8 protein-coding genes are annotated in these 8,986 nt (G+C 35.6%); 7 read left to right on the forward strand and 1 reads right to left on the reverse strand.

Going from position 1 to position 8,986, the window contains the following annotated elements; translation table 11 throughout:
* Window positions 1-17 precede the first annotated feature (17 nt).
* The 7 genes from ttrS (at window position 18) to M983_RS02640 (ending at window position 8,189) form a co-directional block, all read left to right on the forward strand.
* Window positions 18-1,745, forward strand: a complete 1,728-nt coding sequence (ttrS, locus tag M983_RS02610; RefSeq protein WP_066746632.1) for a tetrathionate respiration histidine kinase TtrS — start codon at window positions 18-20, stop codon at window positions 1,743-1,745.
* Window positions 1,746-1,755: 10 nt separating this feature from the next.
* Entirely contained in the window at window positions 1,756-2,355 is a 600-nt protein-coding gene (gene ttrR, locus M983_RS02615; RefSeq protein ID WP_066746611.1) for a tetrathionate respiration response regulator TtrR, read from the forward strand.
* 77 nt (window positions 2,356-2,432) lie between these two features.
* Window positions 2,433-3,374: a Kdo(2)-lipid IV(A) acyltransferase gene (locus M983_RS02620; protein ID WP_066746616.1), complete on the forward strand. Its 942-nt coding sequence runs from the start codon at window positions 2,433-2,435 to the stop codon at window positions 3,372-3,374.
* A 253-nt stretch (window positions 3,375-3,627) separates the two neighbouring features.
* On the forward strand, window positions 3,628-4,842 hold the full coding sequence (gene mdtG, locus M983_RS02625; RefSeq protein ID WP_066746619.1) for a multidrug efflux MFS transporter MdtG: 1,215 nt from the start codon (window positions 3,628-3,630) through the stop codon (window positions 4,840-4,842).
* 413 nt (window positions 4,843-5,255) lie between these two features.
* Window positions 5,256-6,794 (forward strand): peptide MFS transporter, encoded by a 1,539-nt coding sequence (locus tag M983_RS02630; protein WP_066746622.1) that lies wholly within the window; start codon window positions 5,256-5,258, stop codon window positions 6,792-6,794.
* 137 nt (window positions 6,795-6,931) lie between these two features.
* Entirely contained in the window at window positions 6,932-7,711 is a 780-nt protein-coding gene (locus tag M983_RS02635; protein ID WP_066746624.1) for a PhzF family phenazine biosynthesis protein, read from the forward strand.
* A 73-nt stretch (window positions 7,712-7,784) separates the two neighbouring features.
* Window positions 7,785-8,189, forward strand: a complete 405-nt coding sequence (locus M983_RS02640; protein WP_066746626.1) for an acyl-CoA thioesterase — start codon at window positions 7,785-7,787, stop codon at window positions 8,187-8,189.
* A 305-nt stretch (window positions 8,190-8,494) separates the two neighbouring features.
* Here the strand turns inward: M983_RS02640 and M983_RS02645 are convergent.
* A partial coding sequence (locus M983_RS02645) for a CatB-related O-acetyltransferase (protein WP_066746629.1) occupies window positions 8,495-8,986 on the reverse strand: 492 nt, incomplete at its 5' end.

Below are 8,986 nucleotides of genomic sequence, written 5' to 3' on the forward strand. Positions count from 1 at the left end.
TTAGGCAAAAATTTGCTATTCACTTATGGTTGTTTCTCTTCACGCTTACGCTATCTTTCTACGGTGTAGCAAAAGAGTGGACAATTGGTGTATTGGCTTTACGTGGTGATGCAGCAACACAACGGCATTGGCACACACTCATCGACACGCTAAATACACAATTACCAACCGAGAAATTTGTATTAAAACCACTTGATTTATCTGAGATGAAACAATCAGTTGCAGATAAAAGTATCGATTTTCTTCTCACTAACCCTGCTCAATTTATTCAACTTGATAGCGCCTATGCATTGCGCTGGTTACTCTCATTGCGCTCAAGTTATGAACCCGACAACACCACTAGAAATGTGATAGGTAGTGTCATTTTAGTACGTAAAGACAGTCCTATAATTTTGCCAAATGAGCTTATTGGTAAACACGTTGGCGCTGTCGCACCTGATGCTTTTGGAGGTTATCTTTTAGGCTACAAAGCACTACAACAAGAAGGCATTGTGCCTGATAAAGATTTTACTTTGCGCTTTACTGGATTTCCTGCTGATGCATTGCTTTATTTATTACGTGATGGGGATATCAATGCCGCAATTGTGCCTGTTTGTTTACTTGAGAATATGGATAATGAAGGACTTATTAGCAAAAGTGATTATCGACCCATCATCACACACCAATCTCAGGCTCCTTGCTTAACCAGTACGCCGTTATATCCTAACTGGTCATTTGCGGCTTTAGATACAGTACCCGATCAGCTGGTTGATAAAGTAACTCGCATTCTATTAACCGATGATAATAATCCGATGAAATGGGGAGCACCTGCTTCACATGCACAAGTTGAGGCATTACTTAAAGATGTTAATCAACATCCTAGACAACGAGAGTTTTGGCAAGATGTCAAAAGCTGGGCTATTCAACATCGATTTATCATTATTCTTTCTTTTTGTATTATTCTTTTCCTTATTTTAAACCAAGTATGGATAAGCTATTTAGTCAGGCGACGTAGTTTGCAATTAGAACAGGCTCATCGTCATTTGCATCAACAAAAAGACGCGTTAGAACAAGCTCAACGTTTAAATATGCTCGGTGAAATGGCTTCTGGCTTTGCCCATGAGCTTAATCAACCCCTTTGTGCAATAAAAAGTTATGCACAAGGTAGTCTAATTCGGTTACAAAAAGAGAATAAAACCCACCCACTACTTCCTGCATTACAACAAATAGACAAGCAAGCACAACGTGGTGCTGATATTATTAGGAATTTACGCTTATGGGTTGGAAAACAAACACCTAATAGCGATAGCATCACACTAAGCGAACAAAATATTGCACAATGTATCCAACATATTTGGTCTTTATTAGGCGTTGTAGAAAAATATCCACAAGTTTCGTTAAAAACGGACATAAATAAAGATGATACGCTATGGTTGCCAGAGACATTATTAGAACAAATATTATCCAATATAATGACTAATAGCTTACAAGCTGGTGCGAGTGAACTAAAAATAAGCACCCACAAAGCACCTGAAAGATTACTAATTATCATTGAAGATGATGCAGGTGGAATGAGCAATACGCAACTTGAGCAACCTTTTTCGCCATTTCAGACTACAAAAATAGAAGGGCTTGGTTTAGGTTTGGTGATTTGCCAGCGTTTATTACTTTCTCAGAATGCCGATATACGTATTGAAAATCAGCAAAATGAAAAAAATAAAAAAGGCTTAAAAATTACACTCATTTTTCCAAAAAAAAATAAATAACGGAGTAAAAATGCCAACAATTCACCTGGTAGATGACGATATCGCTGTCACAGAATCTTGCCAGTTTCTTTTAGAAAGCCTTGGATATTGCGCTCATATTTGGAATGATAGCCAGATTTTTATTAAGAATACCCATCTCTATCAACCTGGCGTTGTATTATTAGACATGAGAATGCCCAAATTTGATGGTAAACAAGTCCACCAATATCTTATTGAAAACCACAGTACATTGGCGGTTATTTTTTTAACAGGCCATGGTGATATTCCTATGGCTGTTGAAGAAATTAAAAATGGCGCGGTTGATTTTTTACAAAAGCCCATCGAAAGTCATGCCCTTCTTAGCGCGCTAGAAACCGCATTAATTGAGACACAACGCCGTTTTGAAGCGCATGAAATTCGTAGCCGTTATGCTTCTCTCACACCTCGTGAAAAACACATTGCCTATTATGTTATACAAGGATTAATGAATCGCGAAATAGCAGAAGTTGCTTGTGTATCAATACGTACTGTTGAAGTACATCGTGCAAAAGTAATGGATAAGATGAAAGCTAAAAATATTGCTGAATTAGTCACTGCATTACAAGGAATAAATATTATTGCACCTAATTGATGGCAAAATTTCTGATTTTCACCAAAAAGTGTCACAATAAAGAATATTCATTGGAAAAAGAGTAAATAGATAGGCTTATGATAAAGTCACCTCCATTTAAAGCATCATTTTTACAGCCTAAATATTGGCTAACTTGGTTTGGGATTGGATTACTCTATATTCTAGTTCTACTTCCCTATCCCATTATTTATTGGTTAGGTACCCGACTTGGCCGATTATCTAAAGTTTTCTTAAAAAAACGTCTACAAATAGCACAGCGCAATATAGAACTCTGCTTTCCAAATATGCCCAAAAGTGAAAAAGAAGCCTTATTAAATAAAAATTTTGAATCAGTAGGCATGGGATTATTTGAAACAGGTATGGCATGGTTTTGGCCTGATTGGCGAGTAAAACGTTGGTTTAAAGTCAGCGGTAGAGAACACATTCAAGCTATTCAAAAAACTGGCCAAGGGATCATCGTTGTCGGTATTCATTTTCTCACTTTAGAATTAGGTGCGCGTATTTTTGGTATGTTAAATCCAGGAATTGGTGTTTATCGCCCTAACGATAATCCGGTTATGGATTGGTTACAAACTTGGGGTCGTTTGCGTTCAAATAAATACATGCTAGATAGAAAAGATCTTAAAGGGATGATCCGTAATTTAAAACAAGGTGAAATACTTTGGTATGCACCTGATCATGATTACGGTCCTCGTAAAAGTGTTTTTGTTCCTTTATTTTCTGTAGATAAAGTCGCAACAACAACAGGAACTTATATTCTTGGAAAAATGAGTAATCCAGCCTTAATTCCGTTTACACCTAAACGCTTACCTGAGGCTAAAGGATATGAACTTATTATTTCTCCAGCAGTAACTGATTTACCATTAGATAATGAAGAACATACTGCAATAGCAATGAATAGAATCATTGAACAGGAAATATTGCGGGCACCAGATCAATATATGTGGTTACACCGTCGGTTTAAAACGCGACCACAAGGCGAAGCCTCTTTATATACTGAAATAAACAAAGTACATTAATTCGTCAAGGTGGTTGTTTTCATAAAAAATAACCACCAGCCTATATATTTCACAGAAAAAAATAAGATTAAAATACCTAGAAACATTCTCTGCAATGACACATGATAATTACAAGGCTGAATGTCTTATTTCTATATCGTGGCATTCTTCTTTAAAAAAGAAAAATTTACGTTGCCATGATAGCAACATAAATACTGTTATTTTCTGTCTGTGTCTTTAGTTTACTCTATGTTTTATTGGCTAAAGGAGTCACATGAATCTAAAGCCCCGCAATAATTCTTGGAAACGAAACCTGTATATTGTCTGGTTTGGTTGCTTTTTAACGGGCGCTGGCTTTAGCTTAATTATGCCTTTTCTACCTTTATATGTAGAAGAGCTTGGTGTTACCGATCATAGTGAATTGAATCTTTGGACCGGTGTCGCCTTTAGTATCACCTTTCTTTTTTCCGCTATAGCGGCCCCTTTTTGGGGAAAATTATCCGATAGAAAAGGTAGAAAATTAATGTTATTACGCTCAGCCTTAGGTATGGCTATTGTAATAGCATTAACGGGTTTCGCTCAAACAATATGGCAATTACTTATTTTACGAGCCTTGCTGGGCTTATTAGGTGGCTTTGTTCCTAATGCTAATGCATTAATTGCAACGCAGGTACCTGTTAAAAAAAGTGGTTGGGCATTAGGAACACTTTCAACAGGTGCTGTAAGTGGCGCATTAATCGGACCATTAATTGGCGGTATGCTTGCTGATCTTTATGGTTTACGCCCTGTATTTTTTATTACCTCAGCCGTATTATTTATTTGTTTTCTCGTCACACTCTTTTTTGTTAGTGAAAATTTCACCCCTATTTCAAAAAAAGATTCCCTCACAACAAAACAAGTCTTTTTATCACTGAAAAATAAACGTCTTGTTGTTTGTTTATTTTTCACGACGATGATCATTCAAATTGCCACAGGCTCTGTTAATCCTATCTTAACGCTCTATATTCGAGATTTAACGGGCTCTGTTAGCAACCTTGCTTTTATTAGTGGTGTAATTGCCTCTGTACCTGGTATTGCTGCGCTTATTAGTGCACCACGTTTTGGTAAATTAGGCGATAAAATAGGTCCTGATAAAGTGCTTATTTTTACACTAGGACTTTCTATTTTTATGCTTATTCCAATGGCTTTTGTCAGTAGTTATTGGGAATTGGGTGCCTTAAGATTTTTACTAGGAGCAGTTAATGCTGCAATGTTACCTGCGGTACAGACACTTATTCTGTATAACATTACCCCTGCTGTCGCAGGTCGCGTTTTCAGTTATAACCAAGCATTAAGAGATGTAGGTAATGTTACAGGACCGTTAATGGGTTCTTTTGTTGCAGCAACTTATGGATTTAGAGCTGTATTTTATTTCACCGCGGCTGTTGTCTTTTTTAATTTTATTTACTCATGGATAAGTTTTAGAACTCCACAAAAAAAATCGACATAAAATGCATAAATAAGATTAGTTAATCGTTTTTTATTAGCCATTAATTATATTTTTACTTTTAAATGCTTAATTGTTATTTTTTTTATTTATTATTTTTTAATCTATTGTTTTTTATTAAAAAATTTTCATCCCCTCTGTTACTTCATCTTAACTTTTCTTGTTATATAATTTGAAAAAATAGCAAGGCAAACTATTACAAAATGAGATTTTTATCGACTTTTTAACTAAAAAATGTTTTATAAAGTATTAAACATGCTTTTAGTCACTAAAGTTGTAAAAAAGTATGTTAAAAATATATTAATTAAATGCATTGGTTATTGATAACGAAATGAAACATTTTTTATTTTTAACGCTCTGCTGATATTTTGTTTTTACTTGCAAACAACCTGTTGAGGTTTTTTTGGGAATTTAAGATGCAACCTACTCACTCAAAATCAAGTCGAACCTTTTTTGGCCATCCATATCCATTAAGTTCTCTCTTCTTCACAGAAATGTGGGAACGTTTCTCATTTTATGGTATTCGCCCATTATTAATCCTATTTATGGCGGCTACTGTTTATGATGGTGGTATGAATATCCCTCGAGAGCAAGCTTCTGCCATTGTGGGTATTTTCGCAGGTGGTGTTTATTTAACATCGCTACCTGGTGGCTGGCTTGCAGATAACTGGCTAGGACAACGCTTAGCGGTTTGGTATGGCTCTATCTTTATTGCATTAGGTCACCTTTCTATCGCACTTTCTGCGTTTTGGTCACAAAATCTATTCTTTATTGGTTTATTACTTATCGTACTAGGTACTGGGTTATTTAAAACCTGTGTCACTGTAATGGTTGGTACGTTATATAAGAAAGACGATACACGCCGTGATGGTGGTTTCTCCCTATTCTATATGGGGATTAATATGGGTTCCTTTATTGCACCTTTAATCACAGGTTTCTTAGTGCGTGATTATGGTTGGCACTGGGGATTTGGTATTGGTGGTATCGGAATGTTAGTTGCATTACTGATTTTCCGCTTTTATGCCGTTCCTACAATGCGTCGTTTTGATAAAGAAGTCGGTTTAGATTCAAGTTGGGATCGCCCTACTGTTGTTCGCCGTAATGTGGGTAAATGGATTTCAGCTATTTCAGTATTACTAATTGCGATTGTTGCACTGATTATTTCTGGTGTTATTCCATTTAGTCCTGTTGCTGTTGCTAACTTTATGGTTTATGTCATTTCTGGCTGTGTTATCGCGTATTTTATCTATTTATTCCTATTCGCAGGATTAAGTAGTAGCGATCGTTCACGCTTATTTGTCTGTTTCTTACTGCTGGTTTCAGCTGCATTATTCTGGTCAGCATTTGAACAAAAACCAACTTCATTTAACTTATTTGCTAATGACTATACGAATTTAAACTTTATGGGTTTTGAAATTCCAGCGGTTTGGTTCCAGTCTGTTAATGCATTATTTATTATTATTCTTGCACCTGTATTTAGCTGGTTATGGCCAATGCTTGCTCGCAAAAATATGAATTTAAGTAGTATCAGTAAATTCGTCATTGGTATTTTATTTGCTGCTGGTGGCTTTACTGTCATGATGTATGCATCTGAAAGCGTTATCGCAACTGGTTCAGGTGTATCACCAATGTGGTTAATTTCCAGTATCTTATTACTAACATTGGGTGAATTATGTTTAAGCCCTATTGGACTTGCCACAATGACTATTTTAGCACCTGCCAAAATGCGTGGTCAGGTTATGGGATTATGGTTCTGTGCAAGTGCATTAGGTAATTTAGCTGCTGGTCTAATGGGAGGTAATATTCGCCCTGATAAACTGGATGTTATGCCCGATTTCTTCTCTCACGTTTCTATTGCTCTGGTTATCTGTGCTGTTGTTCTGGCAACACTTATTATTCCAGTGCGTAAGCTATTAAAAAGCGCTGACGATAAAGAGAACGTAGCTAAAGCGTAATAAGTAACAATTTTTCCTATTCTCTAAGCCATATCTTTTATTAGGTATGGCTTTTTTCTTTATAAAATATCAATAAAGAGATATAACTCTTAATATTATAAAATTATTAACAATCCGTATTACTGGATAATAACCCTATGACGACACTCCCTATCTATTATATTAATGCTTTTTCAGCATCACCATTCTCAGGGAACCCCGCAGCCGTTATTATGTTAGATAACTGGCTTGCTGATGAGATACTCCTAAAACTCGCTAACGAAATTGGCTTACCTGAAACTGCCTTTCTTGTAAAAAACCATATTCGCTGGTTTACACCTAAAATAGAAGTTCCTTTATGTGGACATGCGACACTTGCTACTGCCTATGTATTAAAAGTGATAAAACACAGTTCTGACGATATATTTAGATTTCAATCGCTTTCTGGTGAGCTGACTGTTTCATCTCATGGAGATAGCTTCACACTTAATTTTCCTCAAGTACCTTCGACAATAAATCAACAAATAAAAAAACAATTAGAATGTGATTTAGATATATCCATAGAAGAAGTTTGGCAATCACATGATAGATATATCTGCTTTTTATCTGAGCCTGAAATAGTAATTAATTATCAGCCTAACTTTCTTAAAATAGCTGAGCTACCCTTACCTGGCGTCATCCTTACTGCAAAAGGTCAATCCCCTTTTGATTACATTTCACGCTTTTTTGCCCCTAAAAAAGGGGTTAATGAAGATCCCGTCACAGGCACTTCTCACTGTGTATTAACACCAATTTGGTCTACAAAATTAAATAAAACAAAACTCTATGCCAGACAAGTTTCATCAAGAGGCGGTATTATAGCGTGTGAGCTAGTAGATAAACGTATCTTACTCACAGGTGAAGCTAATTTATTCTTAAAAGGTGAAATTACATTTTAACGATAAAAGTTCCTATTGCATTTTTGCTATCATATTGTTAACCCTACAGTATCAAAATTAAGGCGTTGTTATCATGTCTATTCTAGATTTACCTTCTGAGCTACAAGATAAGATTAAAAACTCAATAACCTGTGTCTCTAAAGTCATATTTCCAACAACGACTAATCATCATTCAACATTATTTGGTGGCACCGCATTAGCGTGGATGGATGAAGTTTCATTTATTACAGCGACACGTTTTAGTCGTAAGCGTTTAGTTACCGTATCAACTGAAAAGATTAATTTTAATCATCCAATTCCTTCAGGTACTATTATTGAACTCGTTGGTAAAGTTGTTCGAGTTGGCAGAACAAGCTTAACTGTAAATGTATCTGTTTTTCTTGAAGAGATGTATGCAGAAGGAAGAGAAGAAGTTATTCATGGGCAATTTAATTTTGTCGCCGTAGATGACAATGGAAAACCAACGCCTCTATTTTAATAATATGTCTTTATAAAGGCTTTCTACTCTTTTCTGACCCAATTAAAAGATGATAGAGATAAGATTTTAAATAAGATGCCTACTTTTCAATCAACAAAATAATTAAAACAAAATCAATTAGTTATACCATTACTCACATCTAAGCCAAGAGTTATCCACAGTAAATGTGGATAACTGAACGGTATGTATAAGTACTTTAGAATTAATGATCAGTGTAAAGATATAATATGAATAACAACCTGAATTTTTTAAAATGAACATATAAAAAAAGAGCCTCTAGTTTTTAAATTAGAGGCTTTAATTTTTTATTCTGTATATTCAGATTCCGCTTTTAGTAAAAGTGAAATTGAAGATTGGCATAGTAAAGGTCTTAATGTTTCAAATTTTTTTGCCGACCACTCATATATTTTTAGAGATAAAAGTTGCTCAATTACATGGGGCTCAAAGCGATATTTAAGATGTTTTGCTGGAATACCACCAACAATGCTATAAGGCTCTACATCTTTAGAAACGACACTATTTGTAGCAATAATAGCACCTTCACCAATTGTGACACCCGGCATTATCATTGCACGCATTCCTATCCATGCGCCATCATGAATATGCGTATCCCCTTTACCAACATAGGCATCTTCAATATTGTCCATAAAAGGATATAAGGAGAACCAATCCATACGATGAGTATGATTGCCTCCCATTAAAATAACGGCTTCTGCACCAATACAGACATAATCGCCAATGTAGAGCTTATCTATTTCCCAAAGAGGCTCCCATTGAAGGCTAATTTCATCACCATA

Source organism: Proteus myxofaciens ATCC 19692, from assembly GCF_001654855.1.
In the GTDB taxonomy this organism is placed as follows: domain Bacteria; phylum Pseudomonadota; class Gammaproteobacteria; order Enterobacterales; family Enterobacteriaceae; genus Proteus; species Proteus myxofaciens.